At 71.4% G+C, this 24,802-nt stretch carries 15 protein-coding genes; 6 read left to right on the top strand and 9 right to left on the bottom strand.

What is annotated here, in order from left to right; genetic code table 11:
• Positions 1 to 376 precede the first annotated feature (376 nt).
• Genes V9U70_RS13495 through V9U70_RS13480 form a run of 4 tightly spaced genes read left to right on the top strand, consistent with a single transcriptional unit; the run spans position 377 to position 3,010 of the window.
• Entirely contained in the window at positions 377 to 817 is a 441-nt protein-coding gene (locus tag V9U70_RS13495) for an STAS domain-containing protein (protein WP_336675078.1), read from the top strand.
• Positions 814 to 1,506, top strand: coding sequence for a response regulator transcription factor (locus tag V9U70_RS13490; protein WP_336675077.1), 693 nt, complete (start codon positions 814 to 816; stop codon positions 1,504 to 1,506). The genes V9U70_RS13495 and V9U70_RS13490 overlap by 4 nt, the downstream gene beginning before the upstream one ends.
• Positions 1,503 to 2,612, top strand: coding sequence for a PAS domain-containing sensor histidine kinase (locus V9U70_RS13485; protein ID WP_336675075.1), 1,110 nt, complete (start codon positions 1,503 to 1,505; stop codon positions 2,610 to 2,612). Before V9U70_RS13490 ends, V9U70_RS13485 begins: the two co-directional genes overlap by 4 nt.
• The gene (locus tag V9U70_RS13480) at positions 2,609 to 3,010 is read left to right on the top strand and encodes a response regulator (protein WP_336675073.1); all 402 of its coding nucleotides are present in this window, start codon (positions 2,609 to 2,611) and stop codon (positions 3,008 to 3,010) included. The genes V9U70_RS13485 and V9U70_RS13480 overlap by 4 nt, the downstream gene beginning before the upstream one ends.
• A 151-nt stretch (positions 3,011 to 3,161) precedes the next feature.
• On the opposite strand, the gene V9U70_RS13475 is transcribed toward V9U70_RS13480, so the two are convergent.
• From V9U70_RS13475 to V9U70_RS13465, 3 genes are read right to left on the bottom strand one after another with little or no spacing between them, the layout of a single operon-like run.
• Entirely contained in the window at positions 3,162 to 4,055 is an 894-nt protein-coding gene (locus V9U70_RS13475; protein WP_336675071.1) for a carbohydrate ABC transporter permease, read from the bottom strand.
• A complete protein-coding gene (locus tag V9U70_RS13470; RefSeq protein ID WP_336675069.1) occupies positions 4,048 to 5,067 on the bottom strand; it encodes a carbohydrate ABC transporter permease in 1,020 nt (339 codons plus the stop codon). Before V9U70_RS13470 ends, V9U70_RS13475 begins: the two co-directional genes overlap by 8 nt.
• Positions 5,068 to 5,074: 7 nt before the next feature.
• The gene (locus tag V9U70_RS13465; protein ID WP_336675067.1) at positions 5,075 to 6,382 is read right to left on the bottom strand and encodes an ABC transporter substrate-binding protein; all 1,308 of its coding nucleotides are present in this window, start codon (positions 6,380 to 6,382) and stop codon (positions 5,075 to 5,077) included.
• 152 nt (positions 6,383 to 6,534) lie between these two features.
• Between V9U70_RS13465 and V9U70_RS13460 the strand changes: the two genes are divergently transcribed.
• Both V9U70_RS13460 and V9U70_RS13455 read left to right on the top strand, forming a co-directional pair.
• The gene (locus V9U70_RS13460) at positions 6,535 to 7,875 is read left to right on the top strand and encodes an ROK family transcriptional regulator (protein WP_336675066.1); all 1,341 of its coding nucleotides are present in this window, start codon (positions 6,535 to 6,537) and stop codon (positions 7,873 to 7,875) included.
• 267 nt (positions 7,876 to 8,142) lie between these two features.
• Positions 8,143 to 8,271, top strand: coding sequence for a hypothetical protein (locus V9U70_RS13455; protein ID WP_336675109.1), 129 nt, complete (start codon positions 8,143 to 8,145; stop codon positions 8,269 to 8,271).
• Positions 8,272 to 8,400: 129 nt separating this feature from the next.
• Here the strand turns inward: V9U70_RS13455 and V9U70_RS13450 are convergent, their stop codons facing one another.
• The 6 genes from V9U70_RS13450 to V9U70_RS13425 all read right to left on the bottom strand — a co-directional run bounded on the left by V9U70_RS13450 (position 8,401) and on the right by V9U70_RS13425 (position 24,762).
• Entirely contained in the window at positions 8,401 to 9,441 is a 1,041-nt protein-coding gene (locus V9U70_RS13450) for a LacI family DNA-binding transcriptional regulator (protein ID WP_336675065.1), read from the bottom strand.
• Between the two features lie 128 nt (positions 9,442 to 9,569).
• Entirely contained in the window at positions 9,570 to 10,760 is a 1,191-nt protein-coding gene (locus tag V9U70_RS13445; RefSeq protein WP_336675064.1) for a cytochrome P450, read from the bottom strand.
• Positions 10,761 to 10,798: 38 nt separating this feature from the next.
• Positions 10,799 to 11,854: an MDR family NADP-dependent oxidoreductase gene (locus V9U70_RS13440; protein ID WP_336675062.1), complete on the bottom strand. Its 1,056-nt coding sequence runs from the start codon at positions 11,852 to 11,854 to the stop codon at positions 10,799 to 10,801.
• Positions 11,851 to 13,608, bottom strand: coding sequence for a phytoene desaturase family protein (locus tag V9U70_RS13435; RefSeq protein ID WP_336675060.1), 1,758 nt, complete (start codon positions 13,606 to 13,608; stop codon positions 11,851 to 11,853). The genes V9U70_RS13440 and V9U70_RS13435 overlap by 4 nt, the downstream gene beginning before the upstream one ends.
• Positions 13,605 to 15,284: a phytoene desaturase family protein gene (locus tag V9U70_RS13430; protein ID WP_336675059.1), complete on the bottom strand. Its 1,680-nt coding sequence runs from the start codon at positions 15,282 to 15,284 to the stop codon at positions 13,605 to 13,607. Before V9U70_RS13430 ends, V9U70_RS13435 begins: the two co-directional genes overlap by 4 nt.
• On the bottom strand, positions 15,277 to 24,762 hold the full coding sequence (locus tag V9U70_RS13425; protein WP_336675058.1) for a non-ribosomal peptide synthetase/type I polyketide synthase: 9,486 nt from the start codon (positions 24,760 to 24,762) through the stop codon (positions 15,277 to 15,279). The genes V9U70_RS13430 and V9U70_RS13425 overlap by 8 nt, the downstream gene beginning before the upstream one ends.
• Between the last annotated feature and the right edge of the window lie 40 nt (positions 24,763 to 24,802).

The following is a 24,802-nucleotide window of genomic DNA, read 5'->3' as shown; positions in this document are numbered from 1 at the left end:
AGTAAGTCATTGCCTGGGCGGCGGGCTTCAGCCGCTTGGACCACGGCCCCACGTCAGCGCCGAGAACCTCGGTGCGCTGCGGGGCATTCGACCGGCGCACCCAGGTCGGGCCCTCGCCGCTGCTTTGCGGCAGGCTCGCGCCTGCTCGCCGATCACGCTGCCGCAGGAACGCCGAGCATCCCGCAAGCCCGTCCGCCGCTGCCCGCTCCCTCGTCCATGTTGACTGACGCGCCTAGTGCAGATTCACTAGGGTGAAATTGATGTCCTCGCACTATGAGGTAGTGATGTGTCAGCTGACGACAGAGGACTCTTCTGCGGGAGAGCTCAGGGGACCGCGCCGCGCAGTTGAACGCCCCCCGGGAAGGCGCGGGGCACTGTGACTGCCTACTTGTTCACGTCGTATGCCTCATTACCTTCAGGTCTGGCGCGAGTGACTCTCGCCGGTGAACTCGACCTGGACACCGCGCCCTACGTCCAGGAGGCGGTCACGGCTTGCCTGGAGCAGCAGCCGACGGAGCTCTGCCTCGATCTGACCGGCGTTTCCTTCTGTGACTGCGCCGGCCTGAGCGCCCTGTTCAGAGCGCGGACGGCTGCCCTTCACACAGGCGTGGATCTCGTCGTGGAAGGGATGGGAACACAGTTGGCGCGGTTGCTTTCCCTGATCGGGGCGGACGAGGTCTTCCCCGCGAGGAACTCCTCCACGGACGTGGAGGCGGCTCGCTGTTCTTCGGGCACGGGCGCCCTTCGCCGTGATGCGGAGGCGGCGGCCATCGCCGAGTCACCGTTGCCGTTGCCCTCGCCAGACCTTCTGGCATGATCGTGCGTTCCGCCACCTGCAAGGATGCACCGTTGCCCTCCCCTTCTCCGCACAGCCGTCCGATCAAGATCCTGCTGGTCGAGGATCACGACATGGTGGCCGAGGCCATCTGCCTCGCCCTGGAGCGCTCACCCGATCTGCATATCGTGGGACGCGCGGCGTCGGTGGCGTCGGCCCTAGCCGGTACCAGGCGGTGTGAGCCAGACGTCGTACTGATGGACCGACGGCTGCCCGACGGCGACGGGGTCACCGCCATTGCCGATCTGCTGGCACTCGCACCGGGCGTACGCATCCTCATCCTGGCGGGTGAGGGCAGCGGGTCCGTAGCCGCGCGCGTCGCGGAGGCGGGCGGATCAGGCCTGATCCTGAAGGCTCGGGGTCTGGGCGAACTGGAGGACGCTGTTCGCAGAGTGGCGGCGGGCGAAGTCGTGTTCAGCCAGGATTTTCTGGGCGACGTGCTGGGGCGGCTGACCGGCAGGACGTCGGGGCCCGGCGCGAATCTGACTCCGCGGGAACGGGAGGCCCTTCACCTGCTGGGGGAAGGCCGCACCACTGCGGAGATCAGCGAGCAGCTGGGAGTCGCCCTCAACACGGGGCGCAACCACGTCCAGCGAGTCCTGGAAAAGCTGGGAGCGCGTTCCCAGCTGGAAGCCGTGACGATCGCACGCCGCGAAGGACTCCTCAAGTGACGAGGGAGCCGCGACAGGGCCCAGGGGTACGGAAGCAGACGCCTCCGTTGTCGGACGCGGCCTTCACGCTGCTGGTCCAAGGGGTGCTGGACTACGGCATTTTCATGCTCGACCCGCAGGGCCACATCATCAGCTGGAACGCAGGGGCGGAGCGAATCAAGGGATACAGGGCCGCGGACATCGTCGGACAGCACTTCTCGGTCTTCTACCCTCCTGAGGACCAGGCGGCGGGCAAGCCCCAATGGGAGCTGGAGACCGCCGTGGTCGAGGGCAGACTGGAGGACGAGGGCTGGCGCGTCCGCAAGGACGGCTCACGGTTCTGGGCGAACGTGGTCATCACCGCTCTGTGGGACGAAGCAGGTGTACTACAGGGATTCGGCAAAGTCACCCGCGACATGTCCGAACGGCGGGCAGCACAGCACGCCCTCCACGAGCGGCGGCGGTTGTTCGACCACCTGGTCCAGGCGCAGGAGACGGAACGTCGCCGCATCGCGTGGGATGTCCATGACGACTCCATCCAATCCATGGTCGCTGTCGCGATGCGGCTGGAACTGCTGGCGGAGCGGGTGCCGGAGTCGTACCGCGCGGAACTGCGGCGTCTCGACGTGTCAGTGCGCGAGGCGATCGGCCGCCTCCGCAGTCTGACCTTCCGGTTGCATCCGCCGGGGATCGACCGGCACGGCCTGGTCGAAGGGCTTTCCAGCCACTTGGACGACGTCGTGAGCTCCTCGTGGGGGATGTCCTACTCATTCGAACACCAGCTGGACCGTGAGCCCACGCCGGAGACGGCCATCACCATCTTCCGTATCGTCCAGGAAGCGTTGCTGAACGTGCGCAAGCATGCGCGTGGAAGCAGAGTCGACCTCGTCATCAAGGCATCCGACGGAGGCATCATGACGCGTCTTGTGGACGACGGCACCGGCGCACCGATGTCCCAGGACGGTGCCCGCGATCACTTCGGGATCATCGAGATGCGGGAGAGAGCCGAGACGGCGGGAGGCTGGTGGTCCATGCACAGTCGGCCCGGCACGGGCACGACAGTCGAGTTCTGGGTGCCGAATCCGCTGCGGCTCCCTGCGTCGGAGCGGACGGGCGACGCGACGTGACCGCGACAGTGCCGGACGGCTCCCCCGGCTCACCCTTCAGTGTGCTCCTGTGCGACGACAACGTGATGCTCCTGGAGACCTTGAGCGAGGTCGTGCGGGCACAACCCGATCTGAGGGTGGTGGGCACCGCGTGCGACGGCGAGCAGGCACTTCAGCTCGTACGCCACCATCGACCGGATCTGGTGGTCCTCGACGTCCGCTTTCCCGGCGGCGGCGACTCCGTTGCCAGGGGCATCGCGCGATGTTCTCCGGCCAGCCGCATCGTGGCATTCTCCGCGTACGACGACAAGGGCTCCGTCGAGCAGATGATCAACGCCGGCGCTTCCGAGTACGTACGCAAAGGCGTGAGTAACCGGGAACTGCTCGCGGCTCTGCGCCGGGCGGCATCATCCCGATGAGGGCGCGGTCCGCCACCGGAGGACTTGCCGGCCTGCCGGAGGGGCGTGAACCGCTGTGCCGGTTCACCGCTCCCGTCGATGCGCGGACGGTGCGACCGGGTGCGAGAGGGCGCCTCTCCCCGACGGGACACGGGGGCCTTGCCGGGAAGGGTCACTTGACGGCTCCCGCGGTGAGCCCGGAGACGAGGTAGCGCTGGAGGAAGAGGAAGCCGACGACGACGGGGGCGCTGACGACGAGGGAGGCCGCCATGACCTGGTTCCAGTAGACGTCGTTCTGGGTGGCGTAGCCCTGGAGGCCGATGGAGAGGGTGCGGGTCGCCTCGTTGGTCATGACGGAGGCGAACAGCACCTCGCTCCAGGCGGTCATGAAGGAGTAGACCGCCACGGCGATGATGCCCGGGACGGCCGCGGGCACGACCACCCGGAACAGCGCGCCGAGGGGGCCGCAGCCGTCGACCGTCGCGGCCTCGTCGAGGTCGCGGGGGACGGAGTCCAGGTAGCCGATCAGCATCCAGATGGAGAACGGCAGGGAGAAGGTGAGGTAGGTGAGGATGAGGCCGCCGCGCGAGCCGAACAGGGCGACCCCGGTGGCGTTGCCGACGTTGACGTAGATGAGGAACAGCGGCAGCAGGAAGAGGATGCCGGGGAGCATCTGCGTCGACAGCACCGTGACGGTGAACAGCCGTTTGCCGCGGAAGCGGTAGCGGCTGACGGCGTACGCCGCGAAGACCGCGACGATCACCGAGCAGACGGTCGCCGCGCTCGCCACGATCAGCGAGTTCAGGAAGTAGTCCGCCAGCGGGACGGTGGACCAGATGTCGATGTACGGGCGGATGGTGAGCCCGCTGGGCAGCCAGCGGAACTCGCCGGAGACGTCCTGGAGCGGCTTCAGCGAGCTGCTGACCATGACGTAGACGGGCACCGCCACGAAGACGGTCAGCACGGTGAGGAAGATCCTGCGGGTCCACAGGAAGGACCGCGGGGGCGCGGTCGGTGAGCGGCGGGGCGCCGCCGGGGCGGAGGCCCCCGTCGTCGCGCTAGACATCGGCCTGCTTCCTTCCGCGCGAGGTGACCAGGAGGTAGGCCCCGGTCACCGCCAGCAGGAACAGCAGCAGCAGGACGGACATGGCCGATCCGGCGCCGAAGTTCCAGGTGACGAACGACGACTGGTAGATGTGGATGGAGATGAGGTCGGCGGCTTCGGGGGCCGATTTGCCGAACAGCACGAACGGCGTGTTGAAGTCGTTGAACGTCCACAGGAACAGGACGAGCACGAGGACCTGGTTGACCGGCCGCAGCGAGGGCAGCGTGATCTTGCGGAACTGCTGCCAGACGCCCGCGCCGTCCAGGGCGGCGGCCTCGTACAGCTCCTTGGGGATGTTCTGGAGGCCGGCCGTGATGATCAGGAAGGCGAAGGGCCAGCCCTTCCAGACGGAGACGACGAGCAGCGCGATGAAGCTGTTGTCGCCGATCAGCCAGAAGGAGGTGCCGTCGGTGAGGCCGAGCTGGTCGTGCAGGACGTGGTTCACCAGGCCGTTGTCCCGCTGGAACATGAACGCCCAGGTGATGACGGCGGCGTAGGCCGGCAGCGCGTACGGCACCAGGAAGAGGGTCCGCAGCAGGCCGCGGCCGAGGAAGACGTCCTGGAGGAAGACCGCTGCGGCGGTGCCGATCAGCCAGCACAGGCCGACGGAGAGCACGGTGAACACGCAGGTCACCATGAACGAGTGGAGAAGCGCCTCCCCCACGGGCGCGTCGAGGTCGACGGCCGCCGAGAAGTTGGCGAGCCCGTTCCACGGCGCGTCGGCCCAGTCCCGGATGGTGAACTGGGTGAGTTCCTTGAAGCTCATCGTGATGCCCATGACCATGGGCACCAGGTGGACGAGGATCTCCAGGAGCAGGGCGGGCAGGAGGAGCAGGTAGGGAAGGCCGACGCGACGGAGGCGCCCGGGGAGGCGTGGCCGGCGCGGTCGGCCCTTCCCGGTGGCGGGCCGCTCGGTCGAGCGGCCCGCCGGCGTCGGTGCCTGCCGGTGAGCGGCGGTGGCGGCGGGAGTCACAGGGGACCTACTTCGGCATCTGCTGCTGGGCCTTGGACAGGGCGGCCTTGACGGACTCGGTGGTCACCGTGCGCCCGTTGGCGGCGTCGGCGAAGAGCTCTTTGACGGCTGTGCCGACCGCGGTCTCGAACTGGGACTCGTTGGCGACCTGCGGCAGCGGGGCGGCGCTCTTGGTGAGCGTCTCGCGCAGCACGGTGCCGTCGGGGGTGTCGAAGGCGCCGTCCTGCTGGGCGGCCTTGACCGACGGGATGGACCCGTACGTTCCGTTGAGGATCTTCTGCTCCTCGTCGCTGGTCATGAACTTCACGAACTCGATGGCGCCGTCGACGTTGTCGGTGTTCTCGAAGACGGCGATGTTGATGCCGGAGACCATGGAGTTGACCTGGCGGCCCTGGCCCGGGGAGCCGGACTGGACGGGGGCCGGGGCAACGCCCCAGTCCTCGTCCGTCATGCCGTGGGCCTTGAACGTGCTGGCGGCGGACTGCCACAGCACCATGGCCGTCTTGCCCCTGGCGAAGTCCTGGAGGGACTGGTTCTGGGCGTACTCGGCGTTGCCCGGGGCGATGATCTTGTCCTTGCCCATGAGGTCGACGTACTGCTTCACGGCTGCGACATTGGCGTCCGAGGTGAAGTCCGGCTTGCCGGAGGCGTCGAAGAAGTTTCCGCCGTGCTGCTGGCTGAGCGCGAAGACCTGGTGGATGTTGTTGGACAGGTTGGAGCCCTCGGCGCCGAGCGCCCACTTGCCGTCCTTGGAGAGCTTCTTGCCCGTCTCGACCATCTCGTCCCAGGTGGTCGGCGGCTTCTCGATGCCGGCCTCCTTGAACATCTTCTTGTTGTAGTAGAGGGCGTACGACATCGAGTACAGCGGTACGGCAGCCGGGTCCTGGCCCTCGGCGCCCGCGGAGGCGACCGCCGCCTCTGTGAAGCGGCCTTGGCCCCCGATCTTGTCGAAGGCGGCCTCGTCCCATGGCCGCAGCGCACCGGTGGCCTGGAGGGAGGCGGACCAGGTATTGCCGATGTTCAGCACGTCCGGGCCCTGGCCCGACGTGGTGGCGGCCAGGATGCGGTCGAGGAGGTTGGCCCAGGGGACCACCTCCAGCTCGACCTTGATGCCGGTCTCCTTCTCGAACTTCTTCAGCTCGGGAGTCAGGATCTTCTTGTCGGCCTCGATATTGGCGCCCTGGTTCGTCGCCCAGTACGTCAGCGTGTCGGGCGAGGAGTTGCCTCCCCCGCCCTCGCCGCCACCGCACCCGGTGGCGGCGGTCGCGAGGGAGGTGGCGATGGCTATGGCTGCCGCGGCTCGGATTCTGCGCATGGCGGAGACGGCCCTTCGAAGATGGGTGTGCCGGGAAGCGTTCTGCATCGAAACACAACCTCACGGCTTAATTCAGAGGCTGAGTTAAGTACCGAGGGAGGGTCGCGTCAAGACTTGAAGCGGCGGTATGTTGCACGGAGGAAGGGAGCCACATGGCCACGCCGAGCAGACGAACCGTCCGCGACCTGCGCCGAACCAGCCGGAAGGCGGTATTGCAACGACTCTATTTCGACGGCCCGATGAGCCGGCAGGCCCTCGGCGGCGCCACCTCACTCAGTTCGGGCTCCATCAGCACCATCGTCGCGGAGCTGGTCGGCGAGGGGCTCGTCGAGGAGGCCGGGACCGTCGACTCCGACGGCGGGCGACCGCGCACCCTGCTGCGGGTGGCGCCCTCCGGCGCCTACCTGATCGGCGTCGATGTGGGCGAGACCCGGGTGCGCGTCGAGCTGTTCGACCTGTCCCTGGCCGAACTGGCCCGCTGCGAGCGGCCGATGCGGCGCAACGGCTACGACGTCGCCTCCGTCGTCCGGCACATCAGCGAGGGCATCCGGGACGTGCTGGACGAGGCGGACGTCGCCCCTGAGCTGCTGCTCGGCGTCGGTGTCGGCATCCCCGGCATCGTCGACCGCGCGTCCGAGGACGCCGACGCCGTGGTGCACGGCCAGACCATCGGCTGGGACGCGGTACCACTGGAGTCGCTGCTGCGCGACTGCGCCGTCCTGCCGGCCGGCACGCGGTTCTTCATCGAGAACGGCGCCAAGACCCTCGGCCAGGCCGAGATGTGGTTCGGCGGCGGCCGCGGTGTTCGGGACGCGGCGATCGTGCTGTTCGGCTCGGGCGTCGGCGCGTGCATCGTGACCGACGGCGCCGTCTTCGGCGAAGCGCGCGGCAACGCCACCGAATGGGGCCACACCACCCTGCACGTTCGCGGGCGGCAGTGCCGCTGCGGGGCCCGGGGCTGCCTGGAAGCCTACGCCGGCGCCGAAGCGCTGGTGCGGCGCTGGCAGGAGGCGGGAGCCTCGCTGCCTCCCGACACCGACGAGGAGACGGCGGTCACCGCCCTGATCGCCGGTGCCTACCCCGAGCAGGGCCCGGCCGACCCGGTGGCCCTGGGCGTGCTGGACGAGACGGCGGAGTACCTGGGCGCCGGAATCTCCGATCTGATCAACCTCTACAGCCCCGAGCGCGTGCTCCTGTGCGGCTGGGCGGGGCTCCAGCTGGCCCCGTACATCCTGGACGCCGTACGCCGCCACGCCAAGGCGTACGCGCTGCGTCACCCGGCGGAGCGGGTCACCATCGAACTGGGACGACTCGGACCCGACGCCGTCACCGTCGGCGCGGCGACGCTGCCCCTCGCGGCCTTCTTCGCGCGCGGCGGCCGCCTCCACGAGCAGGTGACGGAAGGCGAGGTCTCCGTCGAGCAGACGGGCTGGCGGGTCGCGATGGAGACGCGCACGCTGGCCGCCGCGCCGAAGGAGCCGGCACGGAAATAGCCAGTGCACATCTCTTGACCGCAGCAGCGTGAGCGAGCAAGCATCCCCTTCACGGAGAGCGCTCTCCACGCGCTTGCCCCTTCGGACGAGGAGCACTTCTCATGCTTCCTGCACCTGCCCGCGCGGCTCCGCCGCCTCTCATACCCCCTGTCTCCGCACGTCAGGGCGTTGCCGGCGCTGTGGTCCCCCCTTCGTGTCAGCCCCCTGCTGTTCGCCCCGCAAGCCACCGCCCGGGCCGCGCCCACGCTGCTCTCCCGAGGCAAGCCGGTGACGGCTTCCAGCCCGGAACACCACGGCGCTCCGGCGACCGCCGCGGTCGACGGCGACCCGCGCGGCTACGACCAGGAGCACCCGGAGAGAGGGGACGCGCTGAACGAGGGCTACCGGCTGCCCTGACCGGCCTCTCTCCGGGAGCCCAGCCGTACACGGCTCCCCGGAGGCGCGGTCGCCCGCATGAGCCGCCCCGCCCCGACCGCCCTCCCCAGCGGCAGGGGCGGGACCCGCGCCGTCCGGGGCTCCCCCCGCCTACGCCGAGGCGCGGCGCACGAGCACAGGCTCGAAGATCATCGATGTGGGCTCGGTGAGCTTTCCCTCGATCTGCTCCTGGAGCAGCCGCGCCATCGTGGCGGCCATCTCCTCAATCGGCTGCCGGACCGTGGTCAGCGGCGGGCGGCAGGCGACAGCCGCGCTGGAGTCGTCGAAGCCGACCACCGCGACGTCCTCCGGCACCCGCTTCCCGCCTTCGCGCAGCACCTGGCAGACGCCTTGCGCCATCAGGTCATTGGCCGCGAACACCCCGTCGATCCCCGGATGCTCGGCCAGCAGCCGGGTCATGGCCGACGCCCCGCTCTCGAAGGTGAAGCCTCCCTCGGCGATCGGGACGTAAGGGTGGCCGTGGCGCGCCATCGCGTCCTGGAAGCCGGAGAGGCGGTCTTGGGCCGCGAGAAGGTCCAGGGGGCCCGCCACCGTGGCGGGCCGACGGCAGTCCCGCCCCAGCAGGTGCTCGGCAGCCAGCTGCCCGCCGCGCCGGTGATCGACGTCGACGTACGTGAGGGGGGCGGGCCGCGCCGGACGGGCGAACAGGACGCAGGGCAGGCTCTCGGCCGCGAGCAGCGCCGGCAGCGGGTCCTGCGCGTGGGTGGAGAAGACCAGCGCACCGTCCGCGCTCCCCTGCCGCAGATAGGCCAGCGCCTGCTCCCTGGCCGTCTCGGTCTCGGCGAACATGAGGACCGGGTACATGGAGCGCGGACGCAGGAATCCGACGACGCCGCTCACCACGCGCCCGAAGAACGGGTCCGCGAACACACGGGCCGCGAAGGCGTTCTGCTCGCTCTCCGAGTCGTCGCCCGCCCCGGAGACCACCAGGGCGATGGTCTCCGCGCGCCGGGTCACCAAGGACCGGGCGGCACGGTTGGGGGCGTACCCGGTCCGCGCGATCGCCTCCCGCACCGCTTCGCGGATGGCGGGGTCCACGTTGCGGATGCCGTTGACGACGCGGGAGACGGTCGCGCGGGAGACGCCCGCTTCATCGGCCACGTCCTCGAGCGTGGGCGCCTTTCTGGTCATGTCCGCACCCTACCGCCGGGCCGCTTTGGGGCGGGAGCGCTCTCCTGCTCCGTCCGCCGGGGCGGGGACGCGGGGCGGCGGCCGCCGTGGCGGAGATGCGACGCCCCTCGTACCGGCCCGTACGAGGGCTACCACCTCACCTCCAGCCGCTGCGGACTGCGTGACGTCGTCCCGGTCCGCCAGAGGACCGCGTCCATGGGTTGTGCCAGGCGCAGGGCCGGGAAGCGGGCGGCCAGACGGTGCAGGGCGAGCTGGAGTTCCGTGCGGGCCAGCCAGACGCCCAGGCAGTAGTGGGGCCCCGCGCCGAAGGAGAGGGTCGGGGCCTCCAACGGGGCGAAGAGGTCGTCGCGGGTGACGGCCGGGTAGACCTCCGGGTCGCGGTTGGCCATCCCGCAGTCGGCGATCACGATCGCGCCGGCCGGGATCGTCGCGCCGCCGACCTCGACGTCGACGGCTGCGTGCCGGATGCTCCCCCTGTCGTCGCCCAACGGTACGAGGTGGACGAGCCGGTCGGCGGCGCGTCCGGCGGCCTCCTCGTCGGCGCCCAGGCGGGGCCAGGCTTCGGGGCGTTCGCCCAGGAGGTAGAGCAGAGCGTTGCCGAGCATGGTCATCGTGCTGTCGTGGCCGCCGACGACGAGCCCGCACACCAGAGCAGTCAACTGCGCCTCGGGCACGCCCCCCTCGTCGTCGGCGGCCCGGACCAGGCTGCTGATGAGGTCCTCGCCGGGCGCCCGGCGCCGCTGGGCGAGAAGGTCGGCGCCGAACGCGTGGAACTCCTTCAGGACGGTCTCCACCTGTTCGCCGGCGTGGCTGCCGTCCGAGAAGGCGTGTTCGCTCCAGTGCCGCAACCGGCCATGGGCGGAGGCGTCCAGGCCCATCAGCCGGCTGATCACCGCCACCGGCAGGGGCAGGGTGAACTGCTGGACGATGTCGGCCGGCCGGCGTCGTTCCTCCAGCCGGTCGAGGAGTTCCTCGACGATGGCGGCGATCCACGGCTGCCAGCGGGTGACGGCCCTCGGGGTGAAGGCGCGGCGCAGCGTGCGGCGCAGCCGCAGGTGGTCCTCTCCGTCCTGGTTGAACATCAGGTCCGGGCTGTTCACCAGGTCGGGCACGTCGGAGAGGGCCGGCGCGTCGGCGTCGTACAGCCGTGCTCTGCCGAAGCGCGGGTCCGAGAGCACCTGGCGGACGTCGCCGTACCGGCTGACCAGCCAGGCGTGGGTTCCGCCGGGCAGTCGTGCGGGGCGCGGCGGCCCTGGTTCCTCGAAGTGCAGGCGGTGCAGCGGGACCGGGGCGGGGTGCGGTTCCTCGGGGGTCGTCATGGCGTCTCCTGGGCGATGGGCGGGCGGGGGCGGGGCGCTCAGAGCCGGACGAGCACTTTGCCCCGGTTGGCGGCGCGGCCGTCGAAGAGGCTCTGGTACGCGGCGGGGATGGCGTCGAAGCCGTGGTGCAGGGTGTGGTCGCAGACGATCTCGCCGCGCCGCACCCGGCCGCCCAGGTCGGTGTGGAGGTCCTGCCAGTTCTGTTCGGTGAACCACTCCAGGGAGAAGATCCCGCGGACGGTCGCGCGCGGGAACATCAGGTACGGCAGGAGCCGCGGGCCTGTGCCCTCGTCGCCGACCTGGGTCGACCACTGCCAGCAGACGGCCACCTGGCTGCCGACGTTGAGCATCGGGAACACCACGTCGGTGACCGTGCCGCCGAGGTTGTCGAAGTAGCGGTCGACGCCGTCGGGCGCGACGCGCCAGAGCGCCTCGCGGACGTGGTCGGCGCTGTCGCCGTGACGGTAGACGACGACGGCGTCGAAGCCGATCCCGGTGAGGTAGTCCGCCTTCTGCGGGGACGAGGTGGTGCCGACCACCCGGGCGCCCGCGAGCGCCGCCAGTTGTCCGACGAGCGTGCCGACCGCGCCGGAGGCCCCGCTGACGACACAGGTGTCGCCGGGGTTGACCGTCATGTAGTTGGTGAGGGTGCCCCAGGCCGTCATGCCGGGGCCGCCCATCGCGCTGAGAGCGGTCGCCAGCGGCAGCGCGTCGTCGTACCACTGGGGGTCGAGCCTGCGGTAGGCCGGGAAGACCATGGGGAAGGTGCCGGTCTGCCAGAGCTCGGCCGCGCCGGTGCTGACCACGTGGGAGCGCCAGCCGCCGAAGCCCTGGACGAGGTCGCCGACGCGGTGGGCGGCCCGTGGCCCGGCCTCCACCACTTCCATGATCGAGTCCGCGCCCATGTGCCGGCCGATCGGGGTGTCGAGGGCGATGCCCTGGAGGTAGGGGTCGACGGAGACGTACAGCGTGCGCAGGAGCATCTCGTCGGGGGCCAGGGAGACCTCGACGTCCCGCACGGTCTTCTCGTAGATGCGGTCCGTGTCGGGGGCTCCCCCGACGTGCTCACGGACCACCCATTCCTCGATCCTCATGGGTTCTGCCCTGCCTTCCCCGGCTGCCGCGCCCGCGTCCGGCCCGCGGGCGGTGAAGGGCGTGCCGGAACGGGGATCACGCGGTGGGTGGGCGGCGGCGCGGTGACGTCGACGGAGGCGGTGAAGGGCTTGCCGTCGTCACGGCAGACGAACTGCATGACATGACGTCCGGCGGCTGCCGCGCGGATGAGTCCGCCGGTGGTGGCCCACACCCCGGACTGGTAGAAGTCGCGCAGTCCGGGGAGCCCCGGGCCGTGCTTCTTGATCAGCTCCTCGAGGGTCTCGCCGCTCTCGACGAACGGCTGCCAGCCGAGCACCGTGCCGTCGTGGTTGCCGGTGTAGCGGACCTGGGTGAGAGGGCTGGAGACGTCGCGGACGACGATCGCGTCCCGCAGGCCGGGACAGCGCTCCTCCAGGAAGTCGACGAGCGCCTCGCGGGCCCGTTTCTTCGCCGCGTAGTAGCCGCGTCCGTGTCGTACGGGCAGGGTGTGCAGCTCTTGGCCGCCCCGGGTGCGGGTGACCTGTTCGGGGCCTTCGTCCAGGGCGCGCCAGGGGGCGATGTCGCAGAAGTAGGTGACGTAGACGACGGCTGTCCCGTCCGGGGAGAGCTCGGGGTAGTGGCGGCTGCGGAACTGGACGTTGACGCTGGGGTGGCGAATTCCGGTCAGCTCCGCCGCGGTGGCGTCGTCGAGGAGGTACGTCGTGCAGGGGTCCGCGTGGGGGAAGGGGCGCGAGAGGCCGAGGAAGAGGGTGAAGTAGCCGGGGAAGACCATGCCGGGTTCGTGGATGGTGCGGGTGTAGAGCTTGCGGTAGTCCTCGCCCAGGTAGGCGCCGCCGAGGAGCTTCATGGTCGTGGTGTGGCCGTCGCAGGCGGACACCACGATGTCGGCGCGCAGTTCGCTCCCGTCGCTGAGCCGGACGCCCGCCGCCCGGTCGTCCTCGACGATCACCGAGTCGACCTTCGTGTTGTACGAGACGCGGCCGCCGAGCCGGCGGTAGCGGGCTTCGATGGACTCGGCCAGTTTGAGGGAGCCGCCCTCGGGGACGCCCGCGGAGAGGTTGGCGTGCGAGGCCAGCTGGAAGTGGAACGGGAGGACGGGGAAGGCCGGGTGCTTCTCGTACAGGATGAAGTTGAAGGCCTCCCGCAGGAGGGGGTCGGTGAACTTCGCGGAGAACTCGGTCATCAGCACGGTGATCGTGGTGCGGACGGCGTTGACGTACGGGAGGAACGAGGCGAGCATCCGCCAGCGTTCGAGGCGGCCCATCAGGCCGACGGGTTTGAGGAAGGGATAGACCGCGAGCGCCTTGCGGAAGCTGCGCAGTTGGCCGCAGAACCTGCGCACCAGCCGGGCGTCACCGGGCGAGAGTTCGATGAGGTGGGCTTCCAGCCGGTCCGGGTCGGAGTAGAAGTAGACGGCTCGGCCGTCCTTGCCGCGCACGATGTTGAAGACGTCGAAGTGGCGGATCTCCTTGCCCTGCAGGGCGCCCAGCTCCAGCCAGATCTGGTGCATCTCGTTGCCGGGGCCGCTGCCGAGGAGCCAGCTGACGCAGGGGTCCAGGGTGAAGCCGCCGCGGTCCCAGGCGGTGCAGCAGCCGCCGGGCGTCTCGTGCATCTCCAGGATGTGGGTGCGGTAGCCGTTCATCTGGGCGTAGCACCCGGTGGACAGGCCGCCCAGACCCCCGCCGATGATGATCATCGTTTCTCTGGGCGGCCGCCCGCCGCGTCGCGTGCGCTCGCTGTGCTGCGGGGTCATGAGACGTCGTCCTTCCGTGCCGATGACCGGTCGAGCCGGGGGAGGCGGCCCAGCTTTCCGGGGTGCCAGGGTCCGGCCCCCTCGCTCTTCTGGGCGCGGAACTCCAGGCCCAGCTCCCGGCAGAGGTACTGGGCGGCGAAGCGGCCGGTGGAGGCGGCTCTGATCAGGCCGCCCATGCCGATCCACTGTCCGGCCATGGAGAAACCGCTCAGACCGGGCAGCCGCATGCGGTCCCTGCCGACCATGCGGGCGCACAGGTCGTCGGCTTCGGAGAACGCCTTCCAGGCGAGGATGGAACCGTTCAGGTTGCCGGTGTAGCGGTGGGCCGTGGCGGGCGTGGCGATGTCGATGAGTTCGATGCGGTCGGCGGTCCCCGGGGTGCGGCGTTCCAGGAAGTCGCGGACGAGGTCTGCGACTTCGCGCTTGCGCAGGCGGTACTCCTTGCGGTTCCTGGTGCGCAGGTCCTTCCAGTGGGCGAAGTCGCTGAAGTAGGTGCAGTGCAGGACGCTGTGGCCGGGCGGTGCGAACCCGGCGGAGTACCGGGAGCGCGCCTGGATCACGAGGCTGTCCTGCAGGGCGCCGGGGAGCCGGGCCGCGTCGTCGGGGGCGAGCAGGTGGGTGGTGCTGTGGGCCTCGCCGGGCGCCAGGTCGCCGCGCAGGCCGACGAAGGCGGAGACGACGGCGGGGAAGAGCGCTCCGGGGCGGTGGAGGACGTCGGTGTAGAGCCTGTCGATCCGGGGCCCGGTGTACCGCCCGCCGAGCAGCCCGTAGACGGTGGTGCGGCCGTCGCAGGCGGAGACGATGTGCTCGGCGAAGTACCTTTTGCCGTTGCGCAGTTCGACACCGACGGCTCGGTCCTTCTCCACGAGGACGCGCTCCGTGCGGGCGCGGTAGGTGACACTGCCGCCCAGGCCCCGGTAGCGCTCCTCGATCGAGCGGGAGAGCCCGAGCGAGCCGCCCTGCGGGAAGCCGGCGTTGCCGTGGTGGGCCGCGGCCATGTTGAACAGGTAGGGCAGCAGCGGGAAGCCCTGGGGGTCCTGGAAGAAGATGTTGCGGAAGGCCCGCCGCAGCAGCGGGTCCTGGAACCGGTCGGCGAAGACGTGCATCGGGGTGGCCGCGGTCCGCCAGAACAGCCGGAAGGCGGGCAGCACCGTGCGCAGGGTCCTCGCCCTCTCCCGGACGGAGCGCAGGGCGGGTGCGGTGAGGAAGGGATAGAGCTCGATGTCGATGAACCTTCGCAGGTCGCGGGTGAAGGCGCGGATCTGCCGGGCGTCGGCGGGTGAGATCCCCAGGAGGTGGGCCTCCAGGCGGTCCGGGTCGTTGTAGAACGTCACCGACCGGCCGTCCGCGTCCTCGACCTTGTTGAACAGCTCGAAGTTGGTGACGGTCTTTCCGTCCAGGGCCCCGAGTTCGCTCCACACCTGGTGGGCGTCGTTGCCCGGGGAGGTGCCGATGAGCCATTCGATGCAGTAGTCGAAGAGGTACCCGTCGCGCGACCAGGCGGTGCAACAGCCTCCGGGCAGCACGTGCTTCTCGAAGATGCGGGTCCTGGCTCCGCTCATCTGCGCGTAGCAGCCGGTGGCCAGGCCCGCCACGCCCGCGCCGACGACGATGACGCGGGGCGGCGTGCCGGGGGTCCGCTCAGGGCTGGCCCAGTCGTCGTGGTCATCAGCCATGGGCCGCGCCTCCCGTCAGGGCGGTGCGCACCAGTTCGGCGTTGCGGGGCAGGTGCTTGGCGTCGAGCATCTCCGCGTGGACGCCAGAGCCGCGCAGGACGGCGGTGACGCCGGTGGAGCTGCCGTGCCAGGTCCCGTGCTCGCCCGCGGCGTACAGGGCGGCCTTCTCCTCGTCGGTGATCACGCTGACCGCCGCGACGACCGTGCCGGTGTTGGGGGTGCGTCCGCAGAAGGCGAGGTATTCGGCGGCGTGGGCGAGCGTCTCGCGGGCGACGGCCTCGGAACCGGTGTGCTTGCGCAGGTGGTCGGCGAGTTCGGCCTCGAAGGCGGCGAGGCCGTGCTCGTCCGGCTCGTAGGCCTCCATGATGCGACGGGAGTCGAGGATGACGACGTGGTCGACGCGGCGCCCGCGCCGCTCCAGTTCCTTGGCCGTCTCGAAGGCCAGGTTGCCGCCGAGGGAGTAGCCGAGGAGGAGGTACGGCCCGTCGGGCCAGGCCTCTTCCACGAGATCGGCGTAGCGGGCGGCCTTGTCCTCGCCCGGCAGGTAGTTGAAGCCGATGACGGTGTGGTCGGGGAGATGGGCGGCCAGACCCCGGTAGACGAGGCCGTGTCCGCCTGCGGGAGGGAAGCAGAAGAGGGGCGTCCCCTGCCCGGTGTTGAAGGTGAGATGGGGGAGGTCCTCCGCGCCGGCGCCGTGCAGGACGTCCTCGACCGCGGCGGCCATGCCGTGCAGGGTGGTGGCCCGGTAGAGCATGCTGACGGGGACGCCGACGCCGAAGTCGGTGCGCAGGTGGTGGAGGAGCTCGATGAGCTTGATCGAGCTGCCGCCGAGCTCGAAGAAGTCATCCTCCAGGCCCACCTGTCCGACGCCGAGCAGGCTCTTCCAGTGGCGGGCCACAGTGGTCTCGTAGAGCGTCACGGGCTCCTCGTGGGGCCGTCCGCCCGCATCGGCGCGCGGGGCCGGCAGGGCCGCGGTGTCGATCTTGCCGTTGGCCGTCAGGGGCAGCGCGGGCAGGTGGACGAAGTGGGACGGGATCATGTACGAGGGCAGGGAGCGCGCCAGGTGGCGGCGCAGGGCCCGGGCGTCGAGCACCGCTGGGGACCGCGGCACGCAGTAGGCGCACAGGGCGGTCTCTCCCCGGGTGTCGGTGCGTACGGTGACCACGGCGCGGGCGAGCGGGGGCCACCGGTGGAGGTGGGCCTCGATCTCGCCGATCTCGATGCGGTGGCCGCGCAGCTTGACCTGTCCGTCGGTGCGGCCGAGCAGGTGCACCCGGCCGCGGGCGTCCCAGCGGGCGATGTCGCCGGTCCGGTAGAGCCGTTCGGGCCGGGCGTCCGCGTCCCGGCCGAGGGTCCGGGTGACGAAGCGGTCCTCGGTCTGCTGGGGGTCGCCGGCATAACCGAGCGCGACGCCGTCGCCCCCGATCCAGAGCTCGCCGGGCACGCCCGGCGGGACGGGCTCGCCGTGGGCGTCCAGGACGTGGAGGGTGCTGTTGGGCAGGGGGCGGCCGATCGGGACCATCAGACCGGGCTCCAGGTCGTCGACGGGGCCCTCGAAGCAGGCGCTGTCGATGGTGGCCTCGGTGAGGCCGTAGGAGTTGACCACGCGTGTGCCGGGAGCGCACAGGGCGCTCAGCCGCCGGTACTCCCCCACGTTCCAGGCGTCGGACCCGACCACCAGCAACCTCAGGAAGTCCAGTCGCAGCCCCTCGCGCTCACAGTGGTCCATCAGCCCTCGCACCACAGCCGGCACGAATTCGGCGCAGTCCACCTTGTGCTGACGCATCGTCCGGTACAGGCGTGTGGTGTCGAAGAGAAGATCGCGGTCGGCCAGGACGAGGTTGCCGCCGGAGCACAGGGCACGGACCAGGTCGCCGGTGAAGACGTCGAACGAGGGTTCGGCCATCTGGAGGTGCACCCGCACGTCCGTCTCCAGCCGGTACGTCTCGCGCCACGCGGCGTAGGCGGAGGCGAGGTTGCGGTGGCTGACCCGGACGGCCTTGGGACGGCCGGTCGATCCGGAGGTGGTGATGACGTAGGCCGGGGAGTCGGGGTCCACGTCGGCGGGCGGGCCGTCCGGGTGCGGTTCGGTCCCGTCGAGCTCCTGCGGGGTCACCGCCGGGGCGGGCAGGTCCTCGGCGGGGCCTGCCCCCGTGCCGCCGGCGGTGACGATCAGCCCGGCTCCGGTGGTCCGCACGAGGTGCGCGAGCCGGTCGGCGGGCTGGTCGGGCTTCAGTGGGAGGTAGGCCGCGCCGGTCTTGAGCACGGCGAGCAGGGTGACGACGAGCTCCGGGGACTTGTCCAGGCACACCACGACCACCGATCCGCCGCCGATGCCGAGGGCGCGCAGCCGGGCGGCGGTGTCGCCGGCCCGCCGCTCCAGTTCGGCGTAGGTCATGCGGCAGGCGTCGCCGTGCGGGGAGGGCCACGTGACGGCGACCGCGGCGGGATGCTCGGCGGCGACGCGGGCGATCCGCGCGGGGACCGGGGTGCACGGCTCGCGCCCGGCCCGGCCGGCCGGGTCCGGAGGGGCGGCGGGCAGGGCGGGGCGGCTCCACTCGCCGACGAGCCGTTCCCGCTCGGCCGCTCCGAGCATCTCCAGGCGGGAGGCGGGCAGGTCGCCCGGGGCCCGGGTCATCCGGTCCAGGAGGCGGGTGTAGTGGTCGGCCATGCGGCGCATGGTCTCGGGGAGGAAGAGGTCGGTGTTGTACTTGAGGACGCAGTGGAAGCGACTGTCCGCCTCGTCCTCGTAGACGGACAGCGTCACGTCGAACTGTCCTTCCTCCTCCGGCAGTTCGATGTACTCCAGGCGGTAGCCGTACTGCTCGGTCGCCACTTTGTGGGTGAGGAGGATGAACATCGCCTGGAACACCGCCGAGCGGCTGGGGTCGTGCTGGAGGCCCAGTTCCTCGACGAGCAGGACGAAGGGGTACTCCTGGTTGTCCAGGCCGCCCAGCACGGTCCTGCGCACCTGCTCCAGCAGTTCGGCGACGGTCGGGTCGCCGGACAGGTCGGCGTGGAACGGGAGCGGATTGACGAAGTAGCCGTACACGGAGGAGAAGTCCTGCCGGGTGCGGCCGGTCACCGGACTGCCGACGACGATGTGGTCCTGCCCCGAGTAGCGGTGGAGCAGGAGGTAGTACCCGCTCAGCAGCACCATGAACGGGGTGACGCGGTGGGCTCGGGCCAGGGCGTGGACGCGGGCGCTGAGTTCTGCGTCGAGGACGAAGAACTGCGAGGCCCCGTTGTGCGTCTGGACGGCCGGGCGCGGCTTGTCGACGGGGAGGTCCAGGAGCGGCACCTCGGCCGGCAGGTGGGAGCGCCAGTATTCGAGCATGCCCGCCGCCGCGGGGCCGGCCAGAAAGGCGTTCTGCTGGTTGAGGAAGTCGAGGTATCGCGCCTCTACCGGCGGCAGCCCGGGTTCGCGCCCGTGGCGCAGCGCCTCGTACACGGCGAGGAGTTCCTCGATGAAGGTGAAGGTCGAGATGGCGTCGGAGACGATGTGGTGGACGGCCTTCATGATCACCCAGCGGTCCGGGCCCCGCTTGAAGAGGCGGAAGCGGACCAGCGGGTCATGGGCGAGGTCGTAGGGCCGGCGGTACTCCGCGACGATCGCCGCGTGGATGGTGTCCCAGCCCTGGTCCTGGACGTCGAAGAGGCCCAGGTCCGGCTCGGCGTCCGCGGAGACCCGCTGCACGGCCTGCCCGTCCTCCAGCAGGAAGTTGGTGCGCAGCGCCGGGTGCCGGGCGATGAGGCGGCGGACGGCCTCGAACATCAGCTCCGGTTCGAGCTCCACGTTCACCTCGACGGCCCCGCCGATGTTGTACGCGTACCCGTCGGGGTTGAGGTGTTTGAGGAACCAGAGCGCCTTCTGATTGTGCGTCAGCGGGTACTTCCTCTCGTCCCTGTGGAGTTCGACGGCGCCGGCGGGGCCGTCGGGGGTGTCGGCGGCGGCCAGGGCGGTCAGTCCGTCGTGGAGCTGGGCGGCCAGTTCGCCGGCCGGCGCGCCGCTGAGCAGGGCGACCACGGGCAGGGCGACGCCGAGGTCGGCGTGGATACGGGCCCGCAGCTCCATGGCGAGCAGGGAGTCGAGACCGAGCTCGCCGAGTCCGGTCGCGGGGTCGACGCGGTCGGCGTCGGTACGGAGCACCGCGGCGCACAGAGCGGCGAACCTCTCGGTCACCAGCGTGCGGCGCGTCTGTTCGTCGGCGGCGCGGAAGGAGTCGAGGAACCCGTGGCCCGCCGCCGCGTCAGGCGGCGGGGCGGAGGCCGCCGCCAGGTCGGCGACGAGCGGCGGCGGGGCGGGGTACCAGGCGAGGAAGGTCGGCCAGTCGATGACGGTGGCGACGACCAGTTGTGCGTGGTCCTGTCCGATGACGCGTTCCAGGACGGCCATGCCGGCTTCCGGGGAGAGCGAGCTCATGCCGCGGCTGTGCACGTAGTGGTCGACCAGACCGAGTTCCTCGATCATTCCGGTGGCCCAGGGGCCCCAGTCCAGGCTGAGGGCGGGCAGGCCCTGGGCGCGGCGGTGGTGGGCGAGGGCGTCCAGGAAGGCGTTGCCCGCTGCGTAGTTGGTCTGGCCCGCCGTGGTCAGCAAGGACGCGACCGAGGCGAAGAGAACGAAGTGCTCCAGGGGTTCGTCCCGCAGATGGCGGTGCAGGAGGTACGCGCCGACGGTCTTGGGGTCGTGCACCGCGTCGAAGACGGGCCGGTCCAGGTCGGTGACCAGGGTGTCGCGGACCTGGCCCGCGAGATGGAACACCCCGCGCACGGGTGGCGCGCCGCTCCGCCGGTGGGCGTCGAGCCAGCCGGTCAGGGCGTCCTCTTCCGTGATGTCCAGGCACGCCGGGACGGCCTGTGCGCCGAGCGTCTCCAGCTCCCGCAACAGGTGCACGGCGCGCCCCTCCGCGGTGGCGGGGTCGAGGCCGGCCCATTTCTCGCGGGCGGGCAGGGGGGTGCGGCCCATGAGGACGATCCTGCGGGCCCCGCGCCGTACGAGAGTGCGGCACAACAGCCGTCCCAGTGCGCCGAACGCGCCGGTCACCAGATAGCTGCCGTCGGCCCGCAGCCGCAGCGGCAGGGGGCGGGAGAGCCCTTCGGTGGGGCGGAGGCGGCTGGTGCGGCGGACGCCGTCACGCAGGGCGATCTCCTCCTCGTCGTCGCTGAGCACCTCGCGCAGCAGAGCCTCGGCGTCGGCGCGGTCACCGCCGGGGCCCGGCCGCCGTCGGGGGTCGAGGTCGATCAGCTTGCCCCGGTGGTCGGTGAGTTCCTGGTGCCGCAGCACGCGGCCGATGCCCCAGGCGGGCGCTCCGAGGGGTTCGACGGCCTCGCCGGGCAGGGCGGGCTGGGCCCCGCGGGTGACCACGTGCAGGCTTCCTCCGCCGCCTCGGGCCAGCAGAATCCGGGCCAGGGCGATGAGTGAGTAGGCCCCGGCGCCGGTGTGGTCGTCGAGAGCCTGCCGGTCGCATGCCGAGAGGTCCGGCCGGTCGAGGTTCCACAGGTGCAGAATGGCCCCGCCGAACGGGCCGTCGCCGCGGTCCACGACGGCGAAGAGGCGTTCCAGGTCGGCGTCGGACGCGGGATCTACGGTGAACGTGTCGCCGTCCGGGGACTCGGTGTACGCCGCGCCCCGCCGTACCAGCCGGCACCGCTCGCCCCGGGCCGCGGCGAGCGCGGCGAAGGCGTCCGCCACTCCCTGGGTGTCGGCGAGGACCAGCCAGCCGTGGTCCCGCGCGGCCGCGGCGGGCCCGGACCGGCTGTCCGCACCGGGCGGCCGCCCGGGTGCGTCGCTCCCGGCCGCCGGGGCGCCGGTCACGACCCGGCCCCCGGGAGGCGGCGAGGCGTCCGCCTCTCCTGGGGTGGGCGCGCAGTCCTTCCAGACGGGTTCCGCGAGCCAGGAGTCGATCGTGGTGCGGGCGACGGCGGTCGCGGCCTTCTCCACGTCGGCGGCGCGGAACCCGTGAATTCGGCCGAGCGGCGTGCCGTCCTCTGCGTACAGGGCGATGTCTCCCCGCGTGGCGCCCTCCTCGCCGGGGAGCAGGGTGGCGTGCGCCCAGAAGGGCTGGTCCCCGATCGGTTCGAGCGCGATCTCGTCGAGGGAGAGCGGCAGCCTGATCCCCGAGCCGGGCGCCGGGTCTTCGAGGAGCTGCGGCGTCAGCAGGGCCTGGAAGCAGGCGTCGAGGAGGACGGGGTGGAGGTGGTGTCGGGCGGCGTCGTCGCCGACGGCGCGCGGAGGGCGGATGCGGGCGAGGGCTTCTCCGCCCCCGATCCAGACCTCCTCGACGGCCTGGAAGGCGGGCCCGTAGTGGTAGCCGAGCGCGGCGAGCGCGGCGTAGCAGGCCGGCCCGTCGAGCCGCCGGACGGTTCGGGTGCGGACGGCGTCGGCGTCGAGGGGCGGGCCGGTCCTGCGGCGCTGCCCGGTGCGGACGACGCCGCTCGCGTGCACGGACCGCTCCCCGCCCTCCCCTGCCGCAGAGGCGACGGTGAAGGCGGCGGTCTCCAGGGAGAGGGAGACCTCTACGGCGCGGTCCTCGCCGTCGGGCAGGAAGAGCGCCTTGCGCAGGTCGATGTCGGCGAGTACGGCGGTGGAGCGGCCGGTGAGTCGCAGGACGGCCTGGGCCGCCATCTCCAGGTATCCGGCGGCGGGGAAGACCACGGCGCCCTGGATGCGGTGATCGGCGAGGTAGGGCAGCGACTCCGTGTCCAGGCGGGCCTGCCAGGTCGGTTCGGTGCGGTCGGTGCGGCGGCCCAGCAGCGGGTGGTCGCGGTGGCCCAGGCGGATCTGGGCGACCGCGGGGGGCTCGGTCCAGTGGCGGTCCCGACGGAAGGGGTGGCGGGGCAGGGTGACCGGGTGGCCGGTGGGCTGGAGGGCGTGCCAGTCGATGTCGACGCCCAGGGTGTGGAGTGAGGCGAGGGATGCGGCGAAGCGCTCGGTCTCGTTCTCCCGGCGGCGGATCGAGGGGAGGACGGTCCCCTGAGCGTCGTGTGCGTCGAGGCATTCGCGGATCGCGTGCGCGAGCACCGGGTGCGGGCCGATCTCCAGGAAGAGGTGGTGGCCGTCCTCTGCGAGGCGGTCCACGGCCGCCCGGAACCGGACCCGGTCGCGGACGTTCCGCCACCAGTACGCGGCGTCCAGCTCCTCGCCCCGAGCCGTTCCCTCGGCGCCCGTGAGGTAGAGGGGTGTGTGGGCCGGTCGCGGCGCGAGAGGGGCGAGTTCCGCGAGCAGTTCGTCCTTGATCCGCTCCATCGCGGGACTGTGGTACGGGACTTGGACGGTGAGGAACTTCGCGAACCTCTGCTCGGCCCGCAGCTCCTCGGCCAGCAGGGTCAGCGCCGCCTCCTCGCCTGCCAGGGTGACCGAGGCGGGGCTGTTGACGGCGGCGATCGAGATCCGGTCGCGGTGGGGGCGCACCCGGCGCTCCGCCTCGGCCTCCGGCAGGCTCACCGCGAGCATGGCGCCGGCGCCGGCCAGGTTCTGCTGGAGCCGGCTGCGGTGGACCGCGATCCGGGCCGCGTCGCGCAGTGAGTAGACGCCCGCCTCGTAGAACGCGGCGATCTCACCGGTGCTGTGCCCGACCACCGCGTCCGGGCGCACCCCGTAGGACCGCCACAGCGCCGCCAGGCCGACCTGCACGGCGAAGTTCGCCGGCTGGGCGAGCCAGGTCTCCTCCATCCGGGAGTCGGGTTCGTCGGCGGACATCTCATCGAGCAGGGACCAGTCGGCGAACTCCGCGACGGCCCGGTCGCACCGAAGGACGGCGTCGCGGAACACCGGCTCCTCCCGCAGCAGTTGGCGGCCCATGCCCCACCACTGGGGACCCATGCCGGTGAAGACCCACACCGAGCGCCGCCCGTCGGCCTCCCGCACGCGGCCCTGGACGACACGGGGGTGGGGCTCGCCGCGCTCGTGGGCGGCCAGTGCCTCGTCGAGGGAGGCGCGGGAGGTGTAGACGACAGACAGCCGCTCCGGGAGGTGCTGGCGGCGGTGCGCCAGGGTGTGGCCGAGGTCGGCGAGGGACACGGCCGGGCCGGGCCCGCCGGCCAGTTCGCCGCGGATGCCGGTCGCCATCGCGGCGAGGGCGTCCGGACGCCGGGCGCTCAGCGGCAGGATGCTCCAGCCGCGCTCTGGGGGCGGCTCCGGGCCCGCCTCCGGTGGGTGCGGCGGGGCTTCCTCCAGCACCACGTGGGCGTTGGTGCCGCCGAATCCGAAGGAGTTGACCCCGGCGCGGGCGGGCCCCTCGTGGTCGGGCCAGGCGGTGAGGCGGGTGGGGATCTCGTAGGGCAGGGACGCCGGGTCGATGGCGGGGTTGAGGTGTTCCAGGTTGATCTGGGGCGGGATCTGCCGGTGTTCGAGGCACAGGACGGTCTTGATCAGTCCGGCGATTCCGGCGGCGGACTCGGTGTGCCCGATGTTCGCCTTCACCGAGCCGACGTACGCGCGGGCGCCCGGCGCGCGCCCGACCGCCAGGGCGCGGGCCAGGGCGCCCGCCTCGATCGGGTCGCCGACCGGGGTCGAGGTGCCGTGCGCCTCCATGTACTGGAGCGCGCCGGGGGTGATGCCCGCCTCGCCGCAGACCCGGTGGATGAGGTCGGTCTGTGCGTCGGGGTTGGGCACGGTGATCCCGTTGGTGCGCCCGTCCTGGTTGACCCCGCTGCCGAGGATCACGGCATGAATCCGGTCGCCGTCGCGCAGGGCGTCCTCCAGCCGCTTCAGCGCGACGAGGCCGACGCCCTCGGCCCGCACATAGCCGTCGGCGGCGGCGTCGAAGGGGCGGGAGCGGCCCTCCGGCGAGAGGAAGCCGCCCTTGGTCTCCGCGATCGTGTACTGCGGGGCCATGTGCAACAGGGTGCCGCCGGCCAGGGCGACGTCGCTCTCGCCGTTGCCGAGGGCCTGGCACGCCAGGTGCACGGCGACCAGGGAGGAGCTGCACGCGGTGTCGATCGACAGGCTGGGGCCGCGGAAGTCGAAGCAGTACGAGATGCGGTTCGACACCATGGTCATCATCGTCCCGGTCGCCGTGTGCGCGGCCAGTGAGGTGAAGCCCAGGTCGGCGAACTGGAGGATCTTGTAGTCCAGGGTGAACGCGCCGACGTAGACGGCGACCCGGCCGCCGGCGAGGTCCGCGGGCCGTTGTCCGGCGTCCTCCAGCGTCTCCCAGGCCACCTCCAGGAGTTTGCGCTGCTGCGGGTCCATGTGGTCGGCCTCGCGGGGGCTGATGCCGAAGAACTCCGGGTCGAACTCGTCGAAACCGTCGATGTATCCGCCACGGCAGCCCACCAGGCGTCCGGGCCGGTCCCGGGAACGGCTGCCGAGCGTGCCGACGTCGTACCGGTCGGGCGGTGTCGGTGTGACGCAGTCCTTGCCCTCCACCAGGTTGCGCCAGAAGGCGCGGTGGTCCGATGCGCCGCCGGGCAGCCGGCAGCCCATCCCGACGATCGCCACCTTGCTCCGTGACGCCCGGTTGTTCGCGTCGGCCATGTCGAGCTCCTCAAGTCGTGGTGAACCGCGTCGAAGGGTC

The sequence above is a fragment of the Streptomyces pratensis genome, assembly GCF_037137275.1.
GTDB classification, from domain to species: domain Bacteria; phylum Actinomycetota; class Actinomycetes; order Streptomycetales; family Streptomycetaceae; genus Streptomyces; species Streptomyces pratensis_B.
Note: the sequence above shows the minus strand (reverse complement) of the source record. Positions and strands in the feature narration are given on the sequence as shown.

Bases quoted from the DNA above. Each gene is read 5' to 3' on its own strand.
- V9U70_RS13490 (WP_336675077.1), top strand. From the start codon at position 814: ATGATCGTGCGTTCCGCCACCTGCAAGGATGCACCGTTGCCCTCCCCT.
- V9U70_RS13475 (WP_336675071.1), bottom strand. From the start codon at position 4,055: ATGTCTAGCGCGACGACGGGGGCCTCCGCCCCGGCGGCGCCCCGCCGC.
- V9U70_RS13465 (WP_336675067.1), bottom strand. From the start codon at position 6,382: ATGCGCAGAATCCGAGCCGCGGCAGCCATAGCCATCGCCACCTCCCTC.
- V9U70_RS13460 (WP_336675066.1), top strand. From the start codon at position 6,535: ATGGCCACGCCGAGCAGACGAACCGTCCGCGACCTGCGCCGAACCAGC.
- V9U70_RS13450 (WP_336675065.1), bottom strand. From the start codon at position 9,441: ATGACCAGAAAGGCGCCCACGCTCGAGGACGTGGCCGATGAAGCGGGC.
- V9U70_RS13445 (WP_336675064.1), bottom strand. From the start codon at position 10,760: ATGACGACCCCCGAGGAACCGCACCCCGCCCCGGTCCCGCTGCACCGC.
- V9U70_RS13440 (WP_336675062.1), bottom strand. From the start codon at position 11,854: ATGAGGATCGAGGAATGGGTGGTCCGTGAGCACGTCGGGGGAGCCCCC.
- V9U70_RS13435 (WP_336675060.1), bottom strand. From the start codon at position 13,608: ATGACCCCGCAGCACAGCGAGCGCACGCGACGCGGCGGGCGGCCGCCC.
- V9U70_RS13430 (WP_336675059.1), bottom strand. From the start codon at position 15,284: ATGGCTGATGACCACGACGACTGGGCCAGCCCTGAGCGGACCCCCGGC.
- V9U70_RS13425 (WP_336675058.1), bottom strand. From the start codon at position 24,762: ATGGCCGACGCGAACAACCGGGCGTCACGGAGCAAGGTGGCGATCGTC.